The sequence below is a fragment of the Streptomyces sp. NPDC030245 genome (assembly GCF_055572995.1).
Genome location: NZ_JBVICF010000016.1, coordinates 51,008 through 74,592, shown reverse-complemented (window position 1 = coordinate 74,592; position 23,585 = coordinate 51,008). Strand labels below are relative to the sequence as shown.

The 23,585-nt window shown below is 72.5% G+C and carries 18 protein-coding genes; 14 read left to right on the top strand and 4 right to left on the bottom strand.

The window, feature by feature from the left end:
• Positions 1 to 11: 11 nt before the first annotated feature.
• The gene (locus tag ACZ4Z4_RS34370; RefSeq protein ID WP_468336418.1) at positions 12 to 1,043 is read left to right on the top strand and encodes an Lrp/AsnC family transcriptional regulator; all 1,032 of its coding nucleotides are present in this window, start codon (positions 12 to 14) and stop codon (positions 1,041 to 1,043) included.
• A gap of 463 nt (positions 1,044 to 1,506) precedes the next feature.
• On the opposite strand, the gene gabT is transcribed toward ACZ4Z4_RS34370, so the two are convergent.
• Complete coding sequence (gene gabT / locus ACZ4Z4_RS34365; protein WP_468336415.1) at positions 1,507 to 2,841, bottom strand: 4-aminobutyrate--2-oxoglutarate transaminase; 1,335 nt, start codon at positions 2,839 to 2,841, stop codon at positions 1,507 to 1,509.
• Between the two features lie 310 nt (positions 2,842 to 3,151).
• On the opposite strand from gabT, the gene ACZ4Z4_RS34360 reads away from it, so the two are divergent.
• The 10 genes from ACZ4Z4_RS34360 to ACZ4Z4_RS34315 all read left to right on the top strand — a co-directional run bounded on the left by ACZ4Z4_RS34360 (position 3,152) and on the right by ACZ4Z4_RS34315 (position 19,307).
• Positions 3,152 to 5,626, top strand: coding sequence for a type IV secretory system conjugative DNA transfer family protein (locus ACZ4Z4_RS34360; protein ID WP_468336412.1), 2,475 nt, complete (start codon positions 3,152 to 3,154; stop codon positions 5,624 to 5,626).
• Positions 5,627 to 5,838: 212 nt separating this feature from the next.
• Positions 5,839 to 7,536: a PucR family transcriptional regulator gene (locus ACZ4Z4_RS34355; protein WP_468336409.1), complete on the top strand. Its 1,698-nt coding sequence runs from the start codon at positions 5,839 to 5,841 to the stop codon at positions 7,534 to 7,536.
• 235 nt (positions 7,537 to 7,771) lie between these two features.
• Positions 7,772 to 9,217, top strand: a complete 1,446-nt coding sequence (locus tag ACZ4Z4_RS34350; RefSeq protein ID WP_468336406.1) for an aldehyde dehydrogenase family protein — start codon at positions 7,772 to 7,774, stop codon at positions 9,215 to 9,217.
• A gap of 212 nt (positions 9,218 to 9,429) precedes the next feature.
• The gene (locus ACZ4Z4_RS34345) at positions 9,430 to 11,373 is read left to right on the top strand and encodes an acyl-CoA dehydrogenase family protein (protein ID WP_468336403.1); all 1,944 of its coding nucleotides are present in this window, start codon (positions 9,430 to 9,432) and stop codon (positions 11,371 to 11,373) included.
• Positions 11,374 to 11,485: 112 nt separating this feature from the next.
• On the top strand, positions 11,486 to 12,763 hold the full coding sequence (gene dxr / locus ACZ4Z4_RS34340) for a 1-deoxy-D-xylulose-5-phosphate reductoisomerase (protein ID WP_468336400.1): 1,278 nt from the start codon (positions 11,486 to 11,488) through the stop codon (positions 12,761 to 12,763).
• Positions 12,760 to 14,061 (top strand): M50 family metallopeptidase, encoded by a 1,302-nt coding sequence (locus ACZ4Z4_RS34335; RefSeq protein WP_468336397.1) that lies wholly within the window; start codon positions 12,760 to 12,762, stop codon positions 14,059 to 14,061. Before dxr ends, ACZ4Z4_RS34335 begins: the two co-directional genes overlap by 4 nt.
• A 224-nt stretch (positions 14,062 to 14,285) precedes the next feature.
• Complete coding sequence (gene ispG / locus ACZ4Z4_RS34330; RefSeq protein WP_468336394.1) at positions 14,286 to 15,443, top strand: flavodoxin-dependent (E)-4-hydroxy-3-methylbut-2-enyl-diphosphate synthase; 1,158 nt, start codon at positions 14,286 to 14,288, stop codon at positions 15,441 to 15,443.
• A gap of 662 nt (positions 15,444 to 16,105) precedes the next feature.
• Positions 16,106 to 16,954 (top strand): GNAT family N-acetyltransferase, encoded by an 849-nt coding sequence (locus ACZ4Z4_RS34325; protein ID WP_468336391.1) that lies wholly within the window; start codon positions 16,106 to 16,108, stop codon positions 16,952 to 16,954.
• Between the two features lie 30 nt (positions 16,955 to 16,984).
• Entirely contained in the window at positions 16,985 to 17,527 is a 543-nt protein-coding gene (locus tag ACZ4Z4_RS34320; RefSeq protein WP_468336388.1) for a GNAT family N-acetyltransferase, read from the top strand.
• 85 nt (positions 17,528 to 17,612) lie between these two features.
• Positions 17,613 to 19,307, top strand: a complete 1,695-nt coding sequence (locus ACZ4Z4_RS34315; RefSeq protein WP_468336385.1) for a proline--tRNA ligase — start codon at positions 17,613 to 17,615, stop codon at positions 19,305 to 19,307.
• Positions 19,308 to 19,383: 76 nt separating this feature from the next.
• Here the strand turns inward: ACZ4Z4_RS34315 and ACZ4Z4_RS34310 are convergent, their stop codons facing one another.
• The 3 genes from ACZ4Z4_RS34310 to ACZ4Z4_RS34300 are packed head-to-tail and all read right to left on the bottom strand — an operon-like array spanning position 19,384 to position 21,356.
• Positions 19,384 to 20,292, bottom strand: a complete 909-nt coding sequence (locus ACZ4Z4_RS34310) for an aminoglycoside phosphotransferase family protein (RefSeq protein ID WP_468336382.1) — start codon at positions 20,290 to 20,292, stop codon at positions 19,384 to 19,386.
• Between the two features lie 27 nt (positions 20,293 to 20,319).
• Positions 20,320 to 20,805 carry a ferritin-like domain-containing protein gene (locus ACZ4Z4_RS34305; RefSeq protein WP_468336379.1) on the bottom strand — a complete coding sequence of 162 codons (486 nt, stop codon included), beginning with the start codon at positions 20,803 to 20,805 and terminating at the stop codon, positions 20,320 to 20,322.
• Positions 20,802 to 21,356, bottom strand: a complete 555-nt coding sequence (locus ACZ4Z4_RS34300) for a hypothetical protein (RefSeq protein ID WP_468336377.1) — start codon at positions 21,354 to 21,356, stop codon at positions 20,802 to 20,804. The genes ACZ4Z4_RS34305 and ACZ4Z4_RS34300 overlap by 4 nt, the downstream gene beginning before the upstream one ends.
• 224 nt (positions 21,357 to 21,580) lie before the next feature.
• On the opposite strand from ACZ4Z4_RS34300, the gene rimP reads away from it, so the two are divergent.
• From rimP to ACZ4Z4_RS34285, 3 genes are all read left to right on the top strand, one after another.
• A complete protein-coding gene (gene rimP, locus ACZ4Z4_RS34295) occupies positions 21,581 to 22,078 on the top strand; it encodes a ribosome maturation factor RimP (protein ID WP_468336374.1) in 498 nt (165 codons plus the stop codon).
• Positions 22,079 to 22,080: 2 nt separating this feature from the next.
• Positions 22,081 to 23,079, top strand: coding sequence for a transcription termination factor NusA (gene nusA / locus ACZ4Z4_RS34290; protein ID WP_468336372.1), 999 nt, complete (start codon positions 22,081 to 22,083; stop codon positions 23,077 to 23,079).
• 133 nt (positions 23,080 to 23,212) lie between these two features.
• A complete protein-coding gene (locus tag ACZ4Z4_RS34285) occupies positions 23,213 to 23,503 on the top strand; it encodes a YlxR family protein (protein WP_468336369.1) in 291 nt (96 codons plus the stop codon).
• The last annotated feature ends 82 nt before the right edge of the window (positions 23,504 to 23,585 follow it).

The window sequence follows — 23,585 nt, the reverse complement described above, 5'->3', positions numbered from 1 at the left end:
ATACAGGGGCGGTGAGCACCGATGCGCCGACCGGCCGGGCAGCCGAGCCGCTCGTCGCCGATCAGCGCCTCGACCGCTTGGACCTCCAGATCGTCAACGCCCTCCAGATCGAGCCGCGGGCTTCGTGGGCGAAGGTCGGCGCGGTGCTCGGCGTGGACGCCGTGACGGTCTCCCGCCGGTGGCACCGGCTGCGGGCCGCGGGGCTCGCCTGGGTGACGGCGTACGAACCGGGGCCCGGCTCGGGCCGGATGGCGATCGTCGAGGTGGAGTGCGCGGGCAACCCCCTGGAGGTGGCGGGGACGCTCGTCCACGACCTGGAGTGCCGCACGCTCGACATCGCGTCGGGCGGCCGCGACCTGCTGATCGGCGTGGGCGCGGCCGACGAGGTGGCGCTCGCCGACTATCTCCTGACGCGGCTCGGCACCGGGCCGCAGATCCGGGCCGTGCGGACCCAGCTCATCACCTCGTTCGTCAGGGAGTCCGGCGACTGGCAGCTTAGGGAGCTCTCCCCGGACCAGAGCGAACGGTTCACCGACCACCCCTCCCGTGAACCGGCACTCCTCGCGGCCCTCTCCGAGCCGGAGCGCGCGGTGCTCGCGGCCCTGCACGAGGACGGGCGCATGCCCGCCACCGAGATCGCGGCCCGCACGGGCCTTCCGGTGCGCCGGGCGCGGGAGGCGGTGCACCGTCTGCTGTTCGAGCAGCGGGTGGTGCTGTGGACGGACGTCGCCCGCGGCAGGTCGGGACGCTCGGTGCAGGCCTGGTTCTTCCTGCGGGTGTCGGCCCGGCGGCTCGCGGGCGTCGCCGCGCGGCTCGCGCGCCTGGAGGAGGCGCGTCTGGTGGTCTCCGTCGTCGGCACGTACAACCTGGCGGTGTGCGTCTGGCTGCGGGAGCTGGCCGACGTCACGCGCCTTGAGGCGCAGATCGAGGACGGCCTGGAGGGCGTGCGGATCGCGGACCGCTGCGTCACGCTGCGGACGGTGAAGCGTGCGGGGGTCCTGCTCGACGCGCAGGGGCGCAGAACCGGCCGCGGTCCCGGCTGAGGGGCGCGGCCCGCGGGGCCGAGTGCCCGGATGAGCCAAGGAAATGTCGAAGGGCCGGCGCAGGGGGGGGGAGCGCGCCGGCCCTTCGTTCGGTCGGCCGGTCCGGACGGTCCGAGGGGGCCTGCTCGCGCGGGCCCGTCGGGGGGAGTCTCCGAGACGGCCCACCGGATCGGTGGACCGCGCGCCCCGGGGGGTTTGGGGCGAGCGGCCGTCCGATCGGTGAGGAGTTCCGGAGCCAGCGGCTCCGGGGTGTGCGCTGGGCACGACCAGGGCGGGGCTGGGGAGGCTCCGCCGTGGTGTCGCCCACAGTCCCCTGTGGGCGGGTGTCTCTCTCAACTGCAGAAACCGTACGGCAGGCGGTCGCGGGCCGACAGACGGTTCGGCAACCCGTCATGGGGCCCGCACACCTTCTTCACACGCCCCGACGGTGGGGGGCCGAAGGTGACGCCGCGTACCGGGATGCTCAGACGCGGGCGAACGCGCCCTCGATGATGTCCAGACCCTCGTTCAGCAGGTCGTCGCCGATGACCAGCGGCGGCAGGAAGCGCAGGACGTTGCCGTACGTGCCGCAGGTCAGCACGAGCAGGCCCTCCGCGTGGCAGGCCTTGGCCAGGGCGGCGGTCGCCTCGGGGTTCGGCTCCTTGGTCGTACGGTCCTTGACGAGCTCGATGGCGATCATCGCGCCGCGGCCGCGGATGTCGCCGATGATGTCGAACTTCTCGGCCATGGCGGAGAGCCGGGCCTTCATGACCGACTCGATGTTCTTCGCCTTGGCGTTGAGGTCGAGCTCCTTCATCGTCTCGATGGCGCCGAGCGCACCGGCGCAGGCCACCGGGTTGCCGCCGTAGGTGCCGCCGAGGCCGCCCGCGTGCGGGGCGTCCATGATCTCGGCGCGGCCCGTGACGGCGGCGAGCGGCAGACCGCCCGCGATGCCCTTGGCCGTGGTGATCAGGTCGGGGACGATGCCCTCGTCCTCGCAGGCGAACCACTGGCCGGTGCGGCAGAAGCCGGACTGGATCTCGTCCGCGACGAAGACGATGCCGTTGTCGTTGGCGAACTTCACGATCTCGGGCAGGAAACCCTTCGCGGGCTCGATGAAGCCACCCTCGCCGAGCACCGGCTCGATGATGATCGCGGCGACGTTCTCGGCGCCGACCTGCTTGGTGATCTGGTCGATGGCCTGCTTGGCGGCCTCGGGACCGGCGTTCTCGGCACCCGTGGGCCAGCGGTAGCCGTACGCCACCGGGACGCGGTAGACCTCGGGGGCGAACGGACCGAAGCCGTGCTTGTACGGCATGTTCTTGGCGGTCAGCGCCATCGTGAGGTTGGTGCGGCCGTGGTAGCCGTGGTCGAAGACGACGACGGCCTGGCGCTTGGTGTACGCGCGGGCGATCTTGACGGCGTTCTCGACGGCCTCGGCGCCGGAGTTGAACAGCGCCGACTTCTTCTCGTGGTCACCCGGCGTGAGCTCCGCCAGCGCCTCGGCGACGGCGACGTAGCCCTCGTACGGCGTGACCATGAAACAGGTGTGGGTGAAGTCCTGGAGCTGGGCGGAGGCCCGGCGCACGACGGCCTCGGCGGAGGCGCCCACGGACGTCACGGCGATGCCGGAGCCGAAGTCGATCAGACGGTTGCCGTCGACGTCCTCGATGATGCCGCCGCCCGCGCGGGCGGTGAAGACGGGCAGCACGGAGCCCACGCCACCGGCGACCACGGCGGTGCGGCGGGCCTGAAGCTCCTGCGACTTCGGGCCGGGAATGGCGGTGACGACGCGGCGCTCCTGCGGAAGGGCAGTCATGAGGGGCTCCTGTTGCTGACGGGGGTGGGGCGACGTTACGGACGCTCTCCTGCTTTCTTCGCAGGTTAGGGGCGGCACCAGGGGGCGGGCATGCTCCACACGGGAGTCGTTCGGCGCGGCGGTTGTCCGCAGTGGACATAGGCAGTGCGCCGCGGTGGACACAGCGGCGGTTTTGCCCCCGCGCCGCCCCCGGCCCGGCCTGAGCTGCCGCGCTCCCGGCGATCTCGGGCGCGTATCCGGTGAACTCCCCTTGTACGGGCACTAGATTGGCCCGCGAACCAGGAGAGCGGCAGGCCAGGGGGCAAGAATCATGGATTCCGACGGCACGCAGGACGCACGGGGCACGCATGCCACTCCCGTGCCGCGCCCGGCGGAGAGCTCGCCGCGCCTGCCCGCGGGCCCGCCGGCCCCACCGCCGACGCCGCCCCCGGCCCCGGTCCAGCCGCCGGCCCCCGCCCAGCCGCCGGCCCCCACCCAGCCGCCGGTGCCGCGCCGCCCGCCCTCGCACCACTCGGACATCGGCGACTGGCTGAGCGCGCCGCGCCCGAAGGCCGGCCTCGGCATCTGGCGGTTCCGGCACGTGCCGCCGCCCCCGGAGGGACAGGACGGGCGCCGGATGGACCGGGCCCTGGTGGCCGGTCTGGTGATCTCGCTGGTCCTCGGCCTGTTCGTCTGGTCCGTGTGGCGGCGGGGCGCCCTGCCCTATCAGGCGACACTCATCAAACTGTTCATTCCGGACGAGTGGTTCTACATGGGAACCCTCGAACCCAGGGAGGAGCACTGGCAGGGCGACGAATACCTGACGGTCGTCGACGGGGTCTTCTTCGGCCTCGTGGTGTACGGCATCGGCCGCCTCGGCAACTGGAGCGAGGCGTTCAAGCACCTCATCGCCCGCAGGGAACAGCCCGTCCGGCTCATCCGCTCGGTGCTCGGCGCCCTCATCGTGCTGATGTTCGTCTGGCCCGACGCCTTCCCCGGCGTCTCCTGGGACGCGCTGCCGATCGCCACCCCCGTGATGTCCCTGACCGCGCTCCTCACGGGCGGCTACCAGGTCTTCGAGGCCGAAAGCGTCACCTACGGTCTGTACGCGGTGATCACCGCGGCGGTCCTCTGGCCCTTCGCGCGGCTCGGTGACTGGTGGGGCGTCGTGCGCGACCGGACGGCCCGGCCGAGGCGGAACCCGCAGCTGCCGCCGCGTCCGGCGGGGCCCGCCCCCGTGGCGCCCCGCTCCCAATGGCCCGAGCTGCGCGGGGCCGGCCAGGACCGGGCGGCCGACGTGCTCTCCGCCGAGGTCCTCGCCGGGCGGATGAACGACGTCGACTGCGTCCGGGTGCGCCGGGCCTGGCGCGAGGCGCAGCGCGACCCCGCGCTGCTCGCCTCCTTCACCGAGACCGTGCTGCGGAGCGGCGCGGCCGCCTGGACGCACCCCTCCGGGGCCCGGGACCTGCCGGCCCGCACCGCGCCCCACGACCTGCTCGTCGGGCAGGTGCGCATCGGCCGGTGCGTGCCCGAGGACCGCAACCCGTGGGCGAGCCGCGGCGCGGGCATCGCCCTGGAGACAGCGGTGCTCGGCACCTCGCTCCTGGCGGTCGGCCCGTCCGGGTCCGGCAAGACCGAACGCCTGGTCAGGCCCGTCGTGGAGTCCCTGGCCCTGCAAGCGCTCACCGGCCGCTGCGCGGTCGTCGTGGTGTGCCCCGCGGGCGCGCCGCTCGGCGCCGACGACGGGTACGACGTCGTCGTCAAGCTCGGCGACCCCGCATCGACGCACGACTTCGACCTCTACGCCGGCGCCACGGACCCCGATGAAGCCGCCTCCTTCCTGGCCGAAGGGCTCGTCGGCGACCTCGAAACGGTGGACAGCCGACGCGCCGCGACGACGCTGGCGCAGGTGCTCGGCCCCTACTGGACCGCGTACGGCCGCTTCCCCTCCGTGGCCGTGCTGCGCGAGCTGCTCGAAGGCGTGCCCGCGGCGGTGGCGGAGCTGCGCACCGCACTCGCCGCCGACGAGCACGCCGTGATGCGGCGCGAACTCGACGCGCGCGTGCGCCAGCAGGGCGGCCCCACCGACCCCGGCCCGGCCCTCGCCGACCGGCTCGCCCTCCTCGACCGGCCCGCGTTCGCCGGGTTCTTCGGCGCGGGCACCGAGAGCCCCTTCTCGCTGCGCGCCGTCGTGCACCACCCCATGCGGGTCCGCGTCGACCTGCCCGAGCGGGGCCACGCGGAGGCGTCCCGGCTGCTCGCACGCCTCGTCCTCGCCCAGTTCAACGCCGTGGCGCACACCCGTGACGACCGCGAGCACTTCATCTGCCTGGTCCTCGACGACGCCACCCGCACCGTGACCAACGAGACGATCCGCGGCGTCCAGCGCCTGCGCTCGGCGAACGCGGGCGTGGTGCTGGCACTGCGCACCGTGAGCGACGTACCGGAGGCGCTCCAGGGGCCGCTGTACGCGACCGTCGGCTGCCGTATGGCGTTCTCGGGCGTCTCGACCTGGGACGGTAGACGCTTTGCGGAGGCCTGGGGCAAGCAGTGGGTCGAGACGCGCGAGGTCGCCGAGCACGCGGTCTTCGCGGACCAGCCGATGACCCGCGCGCTGCACGCCCTGCGCAAACTGGTGACCGGCAAGGCGGTGACGAGGGACGCCGTCACCGTCCGGCAGGTCGAGCGCGAGCGCTGGTCGGCGTCCGAGCTGGCACACGGGGTGCCGCCGGGACACGCGGTGCTGTCGCTGACCGACGTACGCGGTGAGTACGCGCCCCCGCTCCTGGTGGACCTGCGCTCCTGAGGCGGCGGGAAGGGTGCCCCGAGCCCGTGCGGAGCGGGCCTGAAACGGCCTGGACGGGGCACCCGGAGAGCCCGGCACCGGCGACCCCCGGCGGACCCGCGCGTACGAAGTGATCGGTCTCGACCGCACCGTACAGTGAGGCAGAATCGACACAGGTCGTTCATACGGACCGGCCAAAAGATCCACATCCCTGCCGCAGACCTGAAGGTCCCATGCCGCCCACGCTCGCCTCGCTCGTCCACCACTCCGCGCTCAAGCTGACCGTGCGCGCGGGCGAGGAACGCCTGGACGCCCCCGTGCGCTGGGCGCACGCCAGCGAACTCGCCGACCCCGTCCCTTATATGGAGGGCGGCGAGCTCCTCCTGATCACCGCGCTGAAGCTGGACGCGGAGGACCCGGAGGCCATGCGGCGCTACGTGAAGCGGCTCGCCGGCGCGGGCGTCGTCGGCCTCGGCTTCGCCGTCGGCGTGCACTACCCCGACATCCCCGCGGCCCTCGTCGACGCCGCGACCGACGCGGGGCTTCCGCTCATCGAGGTGCCGCGGCGCACCCCCTTCATCGCCATCAGCAAGGCCGTCTCCGCGGCCATCGCCGCCGAGCAGTACCGCGCCGTGACGGCGGGCTTCGCCGCCCAGCGCGAGCTGACCAGGCAGGCGCTGAGCGACGGCCCCGAAGGGCTGCTCCTCTCGCTCGCCGGACAGGTCGACGGCTGGGCCGCGCTGTACGACGCGTCCGGCGCCGTCGTCGCCGCCGCACCCGAGTGGGCCGCGCGCCGCGCCGCCCGGCTCACCGCCGACGTCGAACGCCTGCGGGAGCGCCCGGCGCCCGCGAGCTCCGTCGTCGCGGGCGCCGAGGACCGCATCGAGCTCCACTCCCTCGGCACGGGACGCAGGCCGCGCGCCGCGCTCGCCGTCGGCACGGCGTCGACCCTCGGCACCGCCGAGCGGTACGCGGTGCACTCCGCCATCGCGCTCCTCACCCTCACCACGGAACGGTCCCGCTCGCTGCACGCCGCCGAGCAGCGGATCGGCGCGGCCGTGCTGCGCATGCTGCTCGCCGGGGAGCCCGACCACGCGCGGACCGTCGCGGGCGACCTGTACGGCGGGCTCCTGGACGCGCCGTTCCGCCTCGTCGTCGCGGAGGTGGCGTCCGCGTCGGCGGCGCGGGTGCGGGCGGGCGCCGCGGAGGCCGCTGACGGCGGCGGCACGGAAGCCACGCCGGGCACCGCCTCCGCCGCCGTCCTCGCCGCGGTGGCCGACGCCTCGGGCGGCGGCGACCAGCTCGCCGGACTCGTCGACGTCGTCGAGGCCGCGGCCGCGCGCTCCGGCGAGGCGCTGCTCGTCGTCCCGTACGGGGAACGGCTCGTGCTGCTCGTGCGGGACGGTGGCGCGGGGGCGCGGGCCTGTGCGGAGTACGCGGCCGCGCTGGAGGCGGGCCGGGGCGCCGCGGGGCGCGAGGCCGCGGCTTCCGGCGAGGAGGCCGAGCTGGTGATGGGGCTCTCCGCACCGGCCGGGCCGATCGCCGCCGCCACCGCCTACAAGCAGTCCGAGCAGGCGCTGTCCGTCGCGCGGCGGCGCGGCCGCACCCTCGTCGAGCACGAGGAACTGGCCGCGGGGTCGGTCCTCCCCCTCCTCGCGGACGACGCGGTGCGGGCCTTCGCGGACGGCCTGCTGCGGGCGCTGCACGAGCACGACGCGACCGGCCGCGGCGACCTCGTCGCCTCACTCCGTGCGTGGCTCTCCCGGCACGGCCAGTGGGACGCGGCGGCGGCCGACCTCGGCGTCCACCGCCACACCCTCCGGTACCGCATGCGCAGAGTCGAGGAAATCCTCGGCCGCTCCCTGGACGACCCGGACGTCCGCATGGAGCTGTGGCTCTCCCTCAAGGCAACATCGATGGGCTCGGACTGACCGCGGTACGAGAACGTCGCCGGGCCCGCCGGATGGCCCAGGGGCGCGGGGAACTGCGCGACCAGCCACAACGCACCCGCACGGGGAGACGGACGGCCGAAGACCCCGCCCCGTACAAACCGGTGCGGGCCCCCCGGCCAGTACTCCGCGTCGGACAAACGTCACCGCGTTCACCTGCCCCTACGGTGAGGGACGTACCCCCAGACACACCACCGCGGAAGGGCCGGGAATCGACATGACTTCCATCCACGCCTTCTGGCTCGCCGGTCGCCAGACCACCGGCGAGACCACCCTCGACGTCACCTCGCCCTGGGACGGGCGGCTCGTCGGCAAGGCCGCCGTCCCGACCGACGCCCAGGTCGAGGAGGCCGTCGCCGCCGCGTACGCCGTGCGCGACGAGTTCGCCGCCACCCCGGCCCACGTCCGCGCCGCCGCCCTCGACCACGTGAGCCGCAGGCTCGTCGAGCGCACCGAGGAGATCGCCCAGCTGATCTCCGGCGAGAACGGCAAGCCCATCAAGTGGGCCCGCGGCGAGGTCGGCCGCGCGGTCTCCGTCTTCCGGTTCGCCGCCGAGGAGGCCCGCCGCTTCAACGGCGGCGAGGCCCAGCGCCTGGACACCGACGCCGGCGGCCAGGGCCGTCTCGCCCTCACCCGCCGCTTCCCCAAGGGCGTCGTCCTCGGCATCGCGCCGTTCAACTTCCCGCTGAACCTCTGCGCGCACAAGATCGCCCCGGCCATCGCCGTCGGCGCGCCGATCATCCTGAAGCCCGCCCCCGCGACCCCGCTCTCCGGCCTGATCCTCGGCGAGCTGCTCGCCGAGACCGAGCTGCCCGCGGGCTCCTGGTCCGTGCTGCCGGTCGCCAACGACAAGATGCCCGCCCTCGTCCAGGACGAGCGGATGCCGGTCATCTCCTTCACCGGCTCCGACAAGGTCGGCTACGCGATCATGGACTCGGTGCCGCGCAAGCACTGCACCCTGGAGCTCGGCGGCAACGGCGCGGCCGTCGTCCTCGCCGACTACTCCTCCGACGAGGACCTCGACTGGGCCGCCTCGCGCATCGCGACGTTCTCCAACTACCAGGGCGGCCAGTCCTGCATCTCCGTGCAGCGGGTCATCGCGGACGCGTCCGTGTACGACCGCCTGGTGCCGCGCGTGATCAAGGCCGTCGAGGCCCAGGTCACCGGCGACCCGTCCGACCCGGCCACCGAGGTCGGCCCGCTGGTCAACGAGGACGCCGCCAAGCGCGTGGAGTCCTGGGTCGACGAGGCGGCGAAGGCGGGCGCCAAGGTGCTCACCGGCGGCAAGCGGGACGGCGCCACCTACGCCCCGACCGTGCTCGCCGACGTACCGGCCGACGTGACGATCGCCTGCGAGGAGGTCTTCGGCCCCGTCCTCACCCTGAAGAAGGTGGACGGCGAGGCGGAGGCGTTCGCCGCCGTCAACGACTCCAAGTACGGCCTCCAGGCGGGCGTCTTCACGCACGACCTCCAGGCCGCCTTCCGCGCGCACCGCGAGCTCGAGGTCGGCGGCGTCGTCATCGGCGACGCCCCCTCCTACCGCGCCGACCAGATGCCGTACGGCGGCGTCAAGCAGTCCGGCGTGGGCCGCGAGGGCGTCCGCTTCGCGATGGACGACTACACCTACGAGCGCGTCATGGTCCTGACGGGCCTCGCCCTGTAGGACCACGTCCCGCAAAGGACGACGGCCGGAGCCCACTGTGCGGGGGCTCCGGCCGTTCTCGTACGCGACGGTATGCGCCGAACGACGCGCGAGGACTGGTGGGGCCGGGACGAATCGGGTACCAACGATCCAGTAGCACCAGTCAGTAACCGACCGGGCACGGCCGGGCCGAACGGCGCGGCGGCCCCACTTCGCGGCGAGGTGAGCTCCTCATGTCCGCACCAACCCCCAAACCGTCCGTGAGTGAACGCGAGGCCCGGCAGGTCGCCGAGGCCGCGCGCGAGCAGGACTGGCGCAAGCCCAGTTTCGCCAAGGAACTCTTCCTCGGCCGCTTCCGGCTCGACCTGATCCACCCGCACCCGATGCCGCCCGACGAGGACGCGCAGCGCGGCGAGGAGTTCCTGGCCAAACTCCGCGACTTCTGCGAGACGAAGATCGACTCGGCCCGCATCGAGCGCGAGGCGAAGATCCCCGACGAGGTGCTCAACGGCCTCAAGGAGCTCGGCGCGCTCGGCATGAAGATCGACACGAAGTACGGCGGGCTCGGCCTCACGCAGGTCTACTACAACAAGGCCCTGGCCCTCGCCGGCTCCGCGAACCCGGCGATCGGCGCGCTGCTCTCCGCCCACCAGTCGATCGGCGTGCCGCAGCCCCTGAAGATCTTCGGCACGCAGGAGCAGAAGGACACCTTCCTGCCGCGGTGCGCCCGCACCGACATCACCGCGTTCCTGCTCACCGAGCCGGACGTCGGCTCCGACCCGGCGCGGATGGCGATGGCGGCCGTGCCGGACGGCGACGAGTACGTGCTGGACGGCGTGAAGCTGTGGACCACCAACGGCGTCGTCGCCGACCTGCTCGTCGTCATGGCGCGGGTGCCGAAGTCGGAGGGCCACAAGGGCGGCATCACGGCGTTCGTCGTCGAGGCCGCGTCCGAGGGCGTCACCGTCGAGAACCGCAACGCGTTCATGGGCCTGCGCGGCCTGGAGAACGGCGTGACCCGCTTCCACCGGGTCCGCGTACCGGCCGCCAACCGCATCGGCCAGGAGGGCGCGGGCCTGAAGATCGCCCTCACCACCCTCAACACCGGCCGGCTCTCCCTGCCCGCGATGTGCGTCGGGGCGGGGAAGTGGTGCCTGAAGATCGCCCGCGAGTGGTCGGCGGCGCGGGAGCAGTGGGGCAAGCCCGTGGCGTTCCACGAGGCGGTCGGCTCGAAGATCTCCTTCATCGCCGCGACGACGTTCGCCCTCGAAGCCGTACTCGACCTCTCCTCGCAGATGGCCGACGAGGACCGCAACGACATCCGCATCGAGGCCGCCCTCGCCAAGCTGTACGGCTCGGAGATGGCCTGGCTGATGGCCGACGAGCTCGTCCAGATCCGCGGCGGCCGCGGCTTCGAGACCGCCGAGTCCCTCGCGGCCCGCGGTGAACGCGCCGTCCCCGCCGAGCAGGTCCTGCGCGACCTGCGCATCAACCGCATCTTCGAGGGCTCCACCGAGATCATGCACCTGCTCATCGCCCGCGAGGCCGTCGACGCCCACCTGAAGGTCGCGGGCGACCTCATCGACCCCGACAAGACGCTGTCCGACAAGGCAAGGGCGGGCGCGCGGGCGGGCGGCTTCTACGCCCGCTGGCTGCCGAAGCTGGTCACGGGACCGGGGCAGCTCCCGCGCTCGTACGCCGAGTTCCACCCGGCGGGCCACGCCGACCTCTCCGGCCACCTGCGCTACGTCGAGCGCGGCGCCCGCAAGCTGGCCCGCTCCACCTTCTACGCCATGTCACGGTGGCAGGGGAAGATGGAGACCAAACAGGGCTTCCTCGGCCGCGTCGTCGACATCGGGGCCGAACTCTTCGCGATGAGCGCGGCGTGCGTGCGCGCCGAGCTCCTGCGCACCACCGAGGACCACGGCCGCGAGGCGTACCAACTGGCCGACGTCTTCTGCCGCCAGGCCCGCATCCGGGCCGACGAGCTCTTCGACCGGCTGTGGACCAACACCGACGACCTGGACCGCAAGGTGGTCAAGGGCGTCCTCTCGGGGACGTACACCTGGCTGGAGTCCGGCGTCGTCGACCCGTCCGGCGACGGGCCGTGGATCGCGGACACCAAACTGCCGGACACCCCACGCCCGGACGTACGACGGGTGATCAAGGAGAACTGAGCCCGCACGCGCACCGCTCGGCGGCCCGCCGAGCGGTGCACGGCCGCGCCGGATCCGCGCCAACCGGGCACGCCCTGTCGGGCGGGGAGCGGGTTGCGGACACAATAGGGGGATGAGCGACAGCCCATCCCCCCTCGCCGACCCGCATCTCGTCTTCGACCCCGTCTCCAGCGCGGACGGGGCCGGACCGCGGGACATCGTCATCCTCGGCTCCACGGGCTCGATCGGCACCCAGGCCATCGACCTCGTCCTGCGCAACCCCGACCGCTTCCGCGTCACGGCGCTCTCCGCCGCCGGCGGCCGTGTCGGCCTCCTCGCCGAGCAGGCCAGGCAGCTGCGGGTGCGGACCGTCGCGGTCGCCCGCGAGGACGCCGTACCGGCGCTGCGCGAAGCCCTGCGGGGGCAGTACGCCGGGGGGGAACCGCTCCCCGAGATCCTGGCCGGACCCGACGCGGCCACCCAGCTCGCCGCCTCCGACTGCCACACGGTCCTCAACGGCATCACCGGCTCCATCGGCCTCGCCCCGACGCTCGCCGCCCTCGAAGCGGGCCGCACCCTGGCGCTCGCCAACAAGGAATCCCTCATCGTCGGCGGCCCCCTGGTGAAGGCGATCGCCAAGCCCGGCCAGATCATCCCGGTCGACTCCGAGCACGCGGCGCTCTTCCAGGCGCTGGCCGCGGGCACGCGCGCGGACGTACGCAAACTCGTCGTCACCGCCTCCGGAGGTCCCTTCCGGGGACGTACGAAGGCCGATCTCGCACACGTCACCCCCGAGGACGCGCTGGCGCACCCCACCTGGGCCATGGGCCCGGTCATCACGGTCAACTCCGCCACGCTGGTCAACAAGGGCCTGGAGGTCATCGAGGCGCACCTCCTCTACGACATCCCCTTCGACCGCATCGAGGTCGTCGTCCACCCGCAGTCGTACGTGCACTCCATGGTGGAGTTCACCGACGGCTCGACCCTCGCCCAGGCCACGCCGCCCGACATGCGCGGTCCGATCGCCATCGGCATCGGCTGGCCCGAACGAGTGCCCGACGCGGCGCCCGCCTTCGACTGGACCAAGGCGTCGAGCTGGGAGTTCTTCCCCCTCGACAACGACGCCTTCCCGTCGGTCGGCCTCGCCCGGCACGTCGGGGAGCTCGCGGGCACGGCCCCGGCGGTGTTCAATGCCGCCAACGAGGAGTGCGTCGACGCGTTCCTGAAGGGCGCGCTGCCCTTCAACGGCATCATGGAGACCGTGACGCGGACCGTTCAGGAACACGGCGTCCCCGCCAACGGTGCGTCGGGAACCTCCCTGACCGTCGCCGACGTCCTCGAGGCGGAGACCTGGGCGCGTGCTCGGGCACGCGAACTGGCAGCAAAGACGACCGCGGAGGCTCGTGCATGACGACCTTGATGATGATCCTCGGGATAGTCGTCTTCGTGATCGGGCTGCTCTTCTCGATCGCCTGGCACGAGCTGGGGCACCTGTCGACCGCCAAGATGTTCGGCATCCGCGTGCCGCAGTACATGGTCGGCTTCGGCCCGACCCTCTTCTCGCGCAAGAAGGGCGACACCGAGTACGGCATCAAGGCCATCCCCCTCGGCGGCTACATCCGCATGATCGGCATGTTCCCGCCGGGCGCCGACGGCCGCATAGAGGCACGGTCGACGTCTCCCTGGCGCGGCATGATCGAGGACGCCCGCTCGGCGGCCTTCGAGGAGCTGAGGCCCGGCGACGAGACCCGCCTCTTCTACACGCGCAAGCCCTGGAAGCGCGTGATCGTGATGTTCGCCGGACCGTTCATGAACCTGATCCTCGCCGTGGCGATCTTCCTCGGCGTGATGATGACGTTCGGCATAAGCAGCCAGACGACCCAGGTCGGCAAGGTCTCCGACTGCGTCATCCAGCAGAGCGAGAACCGCGCCAAGTGCGAGAAGGGCGACAAGGCCGCGCCCGCCAAGGCGGCCGGCCTCAAGCCGGGCGACAAGATCGTCGCGTTCCAGAACCAGCCCGTCGACGACTGGTCCACGCTCCAGTCGAAGATCCGCGAGACCATCGGCCCGGCCACCATCACGGTCGAGCGCGACGGCAAGCGGATCGACCTGCACGCGAACCTGATCAAGAACCAGGTCACCAAGACCGACGGTGACGGCGCCTACGTGGAGGGCAAGTACGTCTACGCGGGCTTCCTCGGCTTCACCCCCGCCACCGGCATCGTGCAGCAGTCCTTCGGCGACTCCGTCGACCGCATGGGCGACATGATGGAGAGCGGCGTCGAGTCGATCATCGCCCTGCCGTCCAAGGTCCCCGACCTGTGGAACGCGGCGTTCGGTGACGCCGAGCGCAAGCAGGACTCCCCGATGGGCGTGGTCGGCGCGGCCCGGGTGGGCGGCGACGTGTTCACCCTGGACATCCCGCCGGAGAACCAGATCGCGATGATGCTGTTCCTCATCGCGGGCTTCAACCTCTCCCTCTTCCTGTTCAACATGCTGCCGCTGCTCCCGCTCGACGGCGGGCACATCGCGGGCGCCCTGTGGGAGTCCGTGCGCCGCAAGGCCGCGCGGGTCCTGCGCCGCCCCGACCCGGGCCCGTTCGACGTCGCGAAGCTGATGCCGGTCGCCTACGTGGTGGCGGGGATCTTCATCTGCTTCACGATCCTGGTCCTCATCGCGGACGTGGTGAACCCCGTCAGGATCTCCTGACGAATTTCCGGATTAAGAGAAGTTTGCGGCGGCCCGGCACCAAATGTGTCGGGCCGCCCACCATTGAGTGGACTTACGGAGGGGATGTGCCCGGGCCCGGCAGGGTGCCGTAATCTCGAAGCCCGGAGCCCGTCGATGCCGGGACCCGGACTCACACCTTGTGACCCGGACTCACACCTTGTGATCCACGCCTTGTGATCCACACTCTTGGGGATGCTCGCCAGATGACTGCCGTATCGCTCGGAATCCCGTCCGTTCCGACCAAGCTCGCCGACCGGAGGGTCAGCCGGAAGATCCAGGTCGGCACGGTGGCCGTGGGCGGCGACGCCCCGGTCTCGGTGCAGTCCATGACGACGACGCGTACCTCCGACATCGGCGCCACGCTCCAGCAGATCGCCGAGCTGACGGCCTCCGGCTGCCAGATCGTGCGCGTCGCCTGCCCCACGCAGGACGACGCGGACGCGCTCGCCACGATCGCGCGCAAGTCGCAGATCCCGGTGATCGCCGACATCCACTTCCAGCCGAAGTACGTCTTCGCCGCGATCGACGCCGGCTGTGCCGCGGTCCGCGTCAACCCGGGCAACATCAAGCAGTTCGACGACAAGGTCAAGGAGATCGCGCGGGCCGCCAAGGACGCGGGCACGCCGATCCGCATCGGCGTCAACGCGGGCTCGCTCGACGCGCGGCTGCTGAAGAAGTACGGCAAGGCGACCCCCGAGGCCCTCGTCGAGTCGGCGCTGTGGGAGGCGTCGCTCTTCGAGGAGCACGACTTCCGCGACATCAAGATCTCGGTCAAGCACAACGACCCGGTGGTCATGGTCAACGCCTACCGCCAGCTCGCCGCCCAGTGCGACTACCCCCTCCACCTCGGTGTGACCGAGGCGGGCCCCGCCTTCCAGGGCACGATCAAGTCCGCGGTGGCCTTCGGCGCGCTCCTTTCGGAGGGCATCGGCGACACGATCCGCGTCTCCCTGTCGGCGCCGCCGGCCGAGGAGATCAAGGTCGGCATCCAGATCCTCGAATCCCTCAACCTCCGCCAGCGCCGCCTGGAGATCGTCTCCTGCCCGTCCTGCGGCCGCGCCCAGGTCGACGTCTACAAGCTCGCCGAAGAGGTCACCGCGGGCCTGGAGGGCATGGAGGTCCCGCTGCGCGTCGCGGTGATGGGCTGCGTCGTGAACGGCCCGGGCGAGGCCCGCGAGGCCGACCTCGGCGTCGCCTCCGGCAACGGCAAGGGCCAGATCTTCGTCAAGGGCGAGGTCATCAAGACCGTCCCCGAGTCGAAGATCGTGGAGACACTGATCGATGAGGCGATGAAGATCGCGGAGCAGATGGAGAAGGACGGGGTGGCCTCCGGCGAACCGAAGGTCTCCATCGCCGGCTGACGCCTCTCCCTCTCCGGGGGCGCCCCACCGCTTGGCCCGAGCGCCAGGGCACAGGGCGCCCCACCCGCCGCCTTCCTCCGCGGCACCCTGCCCCGAGCCTCTCTTCCCCGGCACCCTGCCGCTCCCCGAGCGCCGGGCACCGACGTAAGCTCCCTCGCGTCCCGCATCGGCACCTCCACTACCAGGCCCCCTCGGTCCCCGCCGCTGTGCGCCGACACGAGGGCCACCCGGCACCGCCCGCCCCCGGCCCGCCGCTGCGCGCCGCTATGCAGACCACCCGGCACCGCCCGCCTCTGGCCCGCCGCTGCGCGCCGGTATGCCCAGTGCCCGGCACCGCCCGGCCCCGGCCCGCCGCTGCGCGGCGGTTTCCCCACCCGCCCGCCCTCTTCCCCGGCCCCTACAGCAACGGGACGGCGCGGGGCAAACGGGTGGGCGGGTGGGAAACTCCGCCGCGAAGCGGCGGTAAGACGCCCGCCCCCACCCGGGGCCAGCCAAGCAACGCCCCCCCCCCGCCGCAAAGCGGCGAAAAGGCCTCCGCCCCCGCCGGGGGGCACCCGCCCGAGGACCAGGAGAGCCCGGCGGACAAAAGGCACCCCCCGCACAAGGCGCCCCCGCCAGGTACAGTGCGGAGATCAGCAGACCGTATGGTGAGGCCCCCGCACGTGTTGACTCAGACCACTACCCGGGTCCTCGAACCGAGTGACCTCGACGCCGCGCTCGCCGTGCTCGACCGCGAGCCGGTCGCGAACGCCTTCGTGACCGCTCGCGTCCAGGTCGCCGGCCTCGACCCCTGGCGTCTCGGCGGCGAGATGTGGGGCTGGTACGAGCACGGCATGCTGGAGTCCCTGTGCTACGCGGGCGCCAACCTCGTCCCCATCTGCGCGACCCCCCGAGCCGTACGGGGCTTCGCCGACCGGGCCCGGCGGGCGGGCCGCCGCTGCTCGTCCATCGTCGGCCCCGCCGCCTCCACGGCCCAGCTGTGGCGGCTCCTCGAACCGTCCTGGGGCCCCGCCCGCGAGGTCCGCGCCCGGCAGCCCCTGATGGTCACCGACCGGCTCCCCGACGACGTCGTCCCCGATCCGTACGTCCGCCGTGTCCGCAAGGACGAGATGGACACGATCATGCCGGCGTGCATCGCCATGTTCACCGAGGAGGTCGGGGTGTCGCCGATGGCGGGCGACGGCGGGCTCCTCTATCAGGCGCGGGTCGCCGAACTGGTCGGCTCGGGCCGCTCCTTCGCCCGCCTCGACCGGGACGGCAAGGTCGTCTTCAAGGCGGAGATCGGCGCCGCCACGGCGAAGGCCTGCCAGATCCAGGGCGTGTGGGTGGCCCCGGAGTACCGCGGCCGCGGCCTCGCCGCCCCCGGCATGGCGGCCGTCCTGCGCTACGCCCTCGCGGACGTCGCCCCCGTCGCCAGCCTCTACGTCAACGACTTCAACACCGCGGCCAGGTCGGCCTACCGCAGGGTGGGCTTCCGCGAAGTCGGGGCGTTCATGAGCGTCCTGTTCTGAACGCGACCCTCGCAAAGTAGGGTCGCCCCCATGACAGACGATGTCGTGATCGCTCCGATCGACCTCGCCGCGCGCGTGGACGACGCGCTGCACGTGCAGGCCCACGCCTTCGGACTGAGCGAGGACGAGGTGGCCGTGCGGCGCCAGATCGTCCTGCGGCACCTCACGTATCCCCGCGCCCGCGCGTTCGGCGCGACCACCCCCGACGACCGGCTCGTCGGGTTCGTCTACGGCATGCCGAACAGCCGCGGCCACTGGTGGTCGACGGTCGTCGAGCCGTATCTGCGCAGCCAGAACCTGGACGGCTGGCTGGACGACTCCTTCGTCATCACCGAACTGCACGTACACCCCGGCCACCAGAACCGCGGCATCGGGCGCGCGCTGATCACCACCATCACCGAAGGCGTCCCCGAGCCCCGCTCGATCCTCTCCGCGATCGACGTGGAGAGCCCCGCCCGCGGCCTGTACCGCTCCCTCGGCTACACCGATCTGGCCCGCCGCGTCCTCTTCCCCAGCGCCCCCAAGCCGTACGCCGTGATGGGCGCCCCGCTGCCCCTGCCGAAGCGGGCCTGAGCCCACCCCGACCCGGCACCGATTTCCGCCCGCCCAGGCCCCCCGGCTAACCTCCTGCGTACCCCCTTTACAGCAGGAGTTCACCATGGCCCAGGTCCAGCGCATGTCCCGACTGATGGCGAAGACGCTGCGCGACGACCCCGCGGACGCCGAGGTGCTCAGCCACAAACTCCTCGTCCGCGCCGGTTACGTGCGCCGTACCGCCGCCGGTGTCTGGTCCTGGCTGCCGCTGGGCAAGAAGGTCCTCGCCAACGTCGAGCGTGTCGTGCGCGAGGAGATGGACGCCATGGGCGGCCAGGAGGTCTCTCTGCCCGCCCTGCTGCCCAAGGAGCCCTACGAGGCGACGGGCCGCTGGACCGAGTACGGCGCGGAGCTGTTCCGGCTCAACGACCGCAAGGGCGGCGACTACCTCCTCGGCCCCACCCACGAGGAGATCTTCACCCTCCTGGTCAAGGACCAGTGCACGTCCTACAAGGACCTGCCGGTGATCCTCTACCAGATCCAGACCAAGTACCGCGACGAGGCCCGCCCCCGCGCCGGCATCCTGCGCGGCCGCGAGTTCCTGATGAAGGACTCGTACTCCTTCGACACGGAGGACGAGGGCCTCGCCCAGTCGTACGCGCTGCACCGCGCCGCGTACCAGAAGATCTTCCAGCGCCTCGGCCTGGACTACCGCATCTGCGCCGCCACCGCCGGCGCCATGGGCGGCTCGAAGTCCGAGGAGTTCCTCGCCCCGGCCGCGGCCGGCGAGGACACCTTCGCCGACTGCCCGAACTGCGACTACGCGGCCAACACCGAGGCCGTCTCCTTCGCCCTCAAGCCGGTGGAAGCGGACGGCGTGCCCGCCGCCGAGGACATTCCCACCCCGGACACCCCGACCATCGAGACGCTCGCCGCGCACCTCGGCGTCCCCGCGGCGGCCACCCTCAAGAACCTCCTCGTGAAGGTCGACGGCGAGATCGTCGCCGTCGGCGTCCCCGGCGACCGCGAGGTCGACATGGACAAGGTCGAGGCGCACTTCGCCCCCGCCGCGGTGGAGCTCGTGACGGCCGAGGACTTCGCCGACCGCGCCGATCTCGTACGCGGTTACGTCGGCCCGCAGGGCCTGGAGAAGGTCCAGTACATCGCCGACCCGCGCGTCGCCCCCGGCACCGCCTGGATCACCGGCGCCAACAAGGACGGCGTGCACGCGAAGAACGTCGTCGCGGGCCGCGACTTCGAGGTCGACGAGTACGTCGACGTCGTGGTCGTCCAGGAGGGCGACCCGTGCCCGAAGTGCGGCACCGGTCTCAAGCTGGACCGCGCCATCGAGATCGGGCACATCTTCCAGCTCGGCCGCAAGTACGCCGACGCCTTCCAGCTCGACGTCCTCGGCCAGAACGGCAAGCCGGTCCGCGTCACCATGGGCTCGTACGGCATCGGTGTCTCGCGTGCCGTCGCCGCCCTCGCCGAGCAGCACGCCGACGACAAGGGCCTGGTCTGGCCCGAGGAGATCGCCCCGGCCGACGTGCACGTCGTCGCCGCGGGCAAGGCGCTCCAGACCGAGCTGGCCCTGGAGGTCTCCGACAAGCTGGCCGCGGCCGGTGTCCGCGTCCTGGTCGACGACCGTCCCGGCGTCTCGCCGGGTGTGAAGTTCACTGACTCCGAGCTGATGGGCGTGCCGAAGATCCTGGTCGCGGGCCGCCGCTCCGCCGACGGCGTCGTCGAGCTCAAGGACCGCCGCACGGGCGAGCGCGAGGAGCTCACGGTCGACGAGGCGATCGCCCGCCTCACCGCCTGACGGCACACGAGAAGGGGGCGCTCCGCACGGCGGGGCGCCCCCTTCTCACGTACATGTACCGCTACAGCCAGTACCGCTACAGCCAGCCCGCGAACTCGAGCAGCAGTTCCGCGTCCTGCGGCCGCCCCACCCGCAACGCCCGCACACCGGACTCCACGGCCCGGAACAGCGTCCAGCCCCGCAGCCGCTCCTGGTCGACCTCCAGGGACTCGGCGAGCTTCTTCACGCGCCGCCGCGTGATCGAGGCGCCCGACGGCGAGGCGATCAGGTCCTCCACCCGGTCACGGACGAGCCGCGCCAGGTCGAAGGCGGGGTCGCCGACCACCGGGTCGGGACCCACCGCGAGCCACGGCAGCCGGTCCCCGGCGAGCACCTTGCTCTGCCGGAAGGTGCCGTGCAGCAGCCGTGCCGCCACGCCCCCCGACTCCCCGGCCAGCAGCTCGTCGCGGGCCGCGAGCGCCGCGTCGACCAGCGGAGCCACGTCCGCGTCGGCGGCCGCGGAGGCGCGCATCGCGTCGGCCTGCCGCCCCGTCCGCTCGGCGACCGTCTCGAAGCGGTGGTCGGCGGGCGGCTCCACCCACAGCCTGCGCAGCGTCCCCGCGGCCTCCAGGAGCGCCTTGGCCTCGGGCAGCGACCGCACGGACACGTCACGGTGCAGCCGCTCCAGGAGCAGCGCCCCGTCCGAGAGCTCCGGGTCGAGCAGCCGCGCGGCGCCGAGTCCGCCCCAGTGGGCGAGCGCGGCCCGCTCGCTCTCCGGCCGCGACCGCGGCGGCACGAGCTTCAGCACGGCGGGCGTGCCGTCGGCCCGCCGCACCAGCAGCACGAGGCTGCTGCGGCCACCGGGAAGGTGCGTCCGCTCGACGGTCAACTCGCGCAGAGCGACGGACTGTTCGACTGCCCCGGGCAGCTTCTCCAGCCAGTCGTCGCCGTCCTGCGCCGTCTCGCCGAGTGCTGTGACGAGGCGCTGCGGCGGTTCGAGAGCCATGCGCGCGTTGTTCCCTTCCTGGACGCGTTACGCCTTGGGGGTCGCCGGTGCGGACGACGGTGTCGACCGCTCGGCGAGCCCAGGGAAGGCTACGCTCCCGGCCCGCCACCGTGCCGCACGGACCGCCGCCTCCCGCAGCGCGCGGGCCGCGGTGCCGCGCCGGGCGCCCGTCGACGCGCGGACGAGATCGGAGTAGACGCCCGCGACACGGTCCTCCAGCTCCGTGGCGAGCCGGACCGCCGCGGCGGCGTCGGGCACCGGGAAGGGCAGCGAGTACGCCGCGTCCGCGGACTGCGGTTCGCCGCCCAGGTCGCGCACCGCGCGCTGGAGCTCGTCGCGCCGGGCGCGGTGCGCGTCGTACGCCGTGCGCGCCTCGGGCCTGCGCTTGTCGCCGATCCGGCCGCCGACGACGCCGTAGCCGTACACCGCCGCGTGCTCGGCGCCGAGAGCGGCCTGGAGGGCCTTCAGCTCCTCGTCCTTCGAGCCCGCCTTCGGGTCCTTCGCGTCGCTCACTTGGCGCCCTCCCGCTCGGTCAGCAGATATGCGTGGGCCGCGCCGGCGGCCGCCACCGAGGCGAGCAGCCTGCCCTCCTCGGCCGGGGCGTCGAGCAGGGCCTCGCCCCGGCGGTCGGCCAGCTCGCGCTCGGCCTTGGCGAGGGCGCGTACGGCGTCCTCGGGGGTGGCGGGCACGGACGGCGAGGGACGCGGGGACGTGGCGGACGACGGCGACGGTGACGGCGGCTGCGAGGCCGTGGCGGACGGGGCGCGGTCGGCCGCGAAGGCCTCGGCGTGCTGCTGGACCTCGGAGCGCAGCGGGGCGAGCCGCCCGGCGAGCGAGGGATGGGCCGCGAGCACGGCGTCGTACCGCCCGAGGAGCTCCCTGCTGTCCTTCGCGGCCGCGGCACGCAGCCGCCGTGCGGCGGACGTGCGCTCGTCGGCGGCGGAGTCTCCGGAGTCCGAGCAGCCCGCGAGCAGCGCCGCCGACGCGACGCCGGCGGCCCCCGTGAGCAGACTCCTTCGGCGCGGGCCAGGGCGGGACCGCGGGGCGGTGCGATACGACGGCACGGCAGACGTCCTCGGAGCAGAAGGAAGAAATGAAGATCGGTGGGCGTGGGCCCGGTGATCACCGTACCTTCGGACCGGCCCGGCGCCCGCGAGCGGCTCGGGACGAAAGCGGCGCATCGTGCGGTCCGTGGGCCGCAACACCCCTCGGGACCGGATACCCTTTGACCTGACACGCAGACTTGCAACGCACCCACAACAGCACACGCGGCCGAGGAGTCACCCGGATGAGCACCACCCAGAGCGAGAGGCTGCGGCAACTACTGGAACCGCTCGTCACCTCGCAGGACCTGGATCTCGAAGAGATCGAAGTGGCCTCCGTCGGACGCAAGCGGGTGCTGAGAGTCGTCATCGACTCCGACGACGGCGTGGACCTGGACCAGATCGCGGAAGTCAGCCGCCTGCTCTCCGCGAAGCTCGACGAGACGGACGCCATGGGCGAGGGGGAGTACGACCTGGAGGTCGGTTCCCCCGGCGCCGAGCGAGCCCTGACCGAGCACCGTCACTACGTGCGTGCCGTGGACCGCCTGGTGAAGTTCCAGCTGGCCGAGGGCGGCGAGCTGACCGCCCGCATCCTCACCGTGGACGACGAGGGCCTCGACCTCGAAGTGCCCGGCGTGAAGGGCCGCAGGCCCACCTCGCGCCGCCTCGCCTTCGACGAGATCGACAAGGCGCGTGTACAGGTCGAGTTCAACCGCAAGGACAAGAAGGAAGAGGAGGCGTAGCCGTGGACATCGACATGAGTGCCCTGCGGGGTCTGGTCCGGGAGAAGGAGATCTCCTTCGACCTCCTCGTCGAGGCGATCGAGTCGGCCCTCCTCATCGCCTACCACCGCACCGAAGGCAGCTTCCGCCGCGCGCGTGTGAAGCTGGACCGGGAGACCGGCCACGTGACGGTGTGGGCGACGGAGGACCCGGCGGACCTCGAAGAGGGCCAGGAGCCCAAGGAGTTCGACGACACCCCGTCCGACTTCGGCCGGATCGCCGCGACCACGGCCAAGCAGGTCATCCTTCAGCGCCTGCGCGACGCCCAGGACGACGTGACGCTCGGGGAGTACGCGGGCCGGGAGGGCGACATCGTCACCGGCGTCGTCCAGCAGGGCCGCGACCCGAAGAACGTGCTCGTCGACATCGGCAAGCTGGAGGCCATCCTGCCGGTGCAGGAGCAGGTGCCGGGCGAGGAGTACCCGCACGGGATGCGCCTTCGGTCGTACGTCGTCCGGGTCGCCAAGGGCGTCCGCGGCCCGTCCGTGACGCTGTCGCGCACCCACCCGAACCTGGTGAAGAAGCTCTTCGCCCTGGAGGTCCCGGAGATCGCCGACGGCTCCGTCGAGATCACCGCCATCGCCCGCGAGGCCGGCCACCGCACCAAGATCGCGGTCCGCTCGACGCGCTCGGGGCTCAACGCCAAGGGCGCCTGCATCGGCCCCATGGGCAGCCGCGTGCGCAACGTGATGGGCGAGCTCAACGGCGAGAAGATCGACATCGTCGACTGGTCCGACGACCCGGCCGAGATGGTCGCCCACGCGCTCTCCCCGGCCCGCGTCAGCAAGGTCGAGGTCGTCGACCTCGGCGCCCGCTCGGCCCGGGTGACCGTGCCGGACTATCAGCTGTCGCTCGCGATCGGCAAGGAGGGGCAGAACGCCCGCCTGGCCGCGCGGCTCACGGGCTGGCGCATCGACATCAGGCCGGACACGGAGCAGCCGGACGACCGGCAGGACCGGTAGCGGGCCAGCGGCGGAAGCCGTCCCGGGAATAAATTCCGGGCGGCCACCGCTTCGATCACGACAGTATGTGGCGAGTAGCCGTTCGATTCTTGCCCCGAAGGGGTGAGGTCGGTGCGGGGAGGTAGACTTAAGCGTGTCTGGCCGGACGCATACCCGCGCACGCCCTGAGCGCACCTGTGTGGGGTGCCGGGAGCGAGCGGCCAAGAGCGATCTGCTGCGCATCGTGGCGAAAGAGGGCGTCTGCGCCCCCGATCCTCGCGGTACGCTGCCCGGCCGGGGTGCGTATGTACACCCCGCCCTGGTCTGTCTGGACCTGGCGGTCCGCCGCCGGGCGCTCCCAAGGGCCTTCCGAGTCCAGGGACCGCTCGACACGGAGGCCTTGCGCCGGGCTGTCGAGGCAGTTGCCGAGCAGGCAACACCGTAAGACGTGGTCGCACGGAACCCCGTGCGGCCTTGGTATTCCGCGAGTTGGAAGTAGGTCGAGATTGCGATGAGCACTCGATGAG

Excerpts from the sequence above, each read along its gene's own strand:
- gabT (WP_468336415.1), bottom strand. The coding sequence starts at position 2,841 with ATGACTGCCCTTCCGCAGGAGCGCCGCGTCGTCACCGCCATTCCCGGC.
- ACZ4Z4_RS34360 (WP_468336412.1), top strand. The coding sequence starts at position 3,152 with ATGGATTCCGACGGCACGCAGGACGCACGGGGCACGCATGCCACTCCC.
- ACZ4Z4_RS34345 (WP_468336403.1), top strand. The coding sequence starts at position 9,430 with ATGTCCGCACCAACCCCCAAACCGTCCGTGAGTGAACGCGAGGCCCGG.
- ACZ4Z4_RS34310 (WP_468336382.1), bottom strand. The coding sequence starts at position 20,292 with ATGGCTCTCGAACCGCCGCAGCGCCTCGTCACAGCACTCGGCGAGACG.
- ispG (WP_468336394.1), top strand. The coding sequence starts at position 14,286 with ATGACTGCCGTATCGCTCGGAATCCCGTCCGTTCCGACCAAGCTCGCC.
- ACZ4Z4_RS34315 (WP_468336385.1), top strand. The coding sequence starts at position 17,613 with ATGGCCCAGGTCCAGCGCATGTCCCGACTGATGGCGAAGACGCTGCGC.
- ACZ4Z4_RS34350 (WP_468336406.1), top strand. The coding sequence starts at position 7,772 with ATGACTTCCATCCACGCCTTCTGGCTCGCCGGTCGCCAGACCACCGGC.
- rimP (WP_468336374.1), top strand. The coding sequence starts at position 21,581 with ATGAGCACCACCCAGAGCGAGAGGCTGCGGCAACTACTGGAACCGCTC.
- ACZ4Z4_RS34355 (WP_468336409.1), top strand. The coding sequence starts at position 5,839 with ATGCCGCCCACGCTCGCCTCGCTCGTCCACCACTCCGCGCTCAAGCTG.
- ACZ4Z4_RS34320 (WP_468336388.1), top strand. The coding sequence starts at position 16,985 with ATGACAGACGATGTCGTGATCGCTCCGATCGACCTCGCCGCGCGCGTG.
- ACZ4Z4_RS34335 (WP_468336397.1), top strand. The coding sequence starts at position 12,760 with ATGACGACCTTGATGATGATCCTCGGGATAGTCGTCTTCGTGATCGGG.
- dxr (WP_468336400.1), top strand. The coding sequence starts at position 11,486 with ATGAGCGACAGCCCATCCCCCCTCGCCGACCCGCATCTCGTCTTCGAC.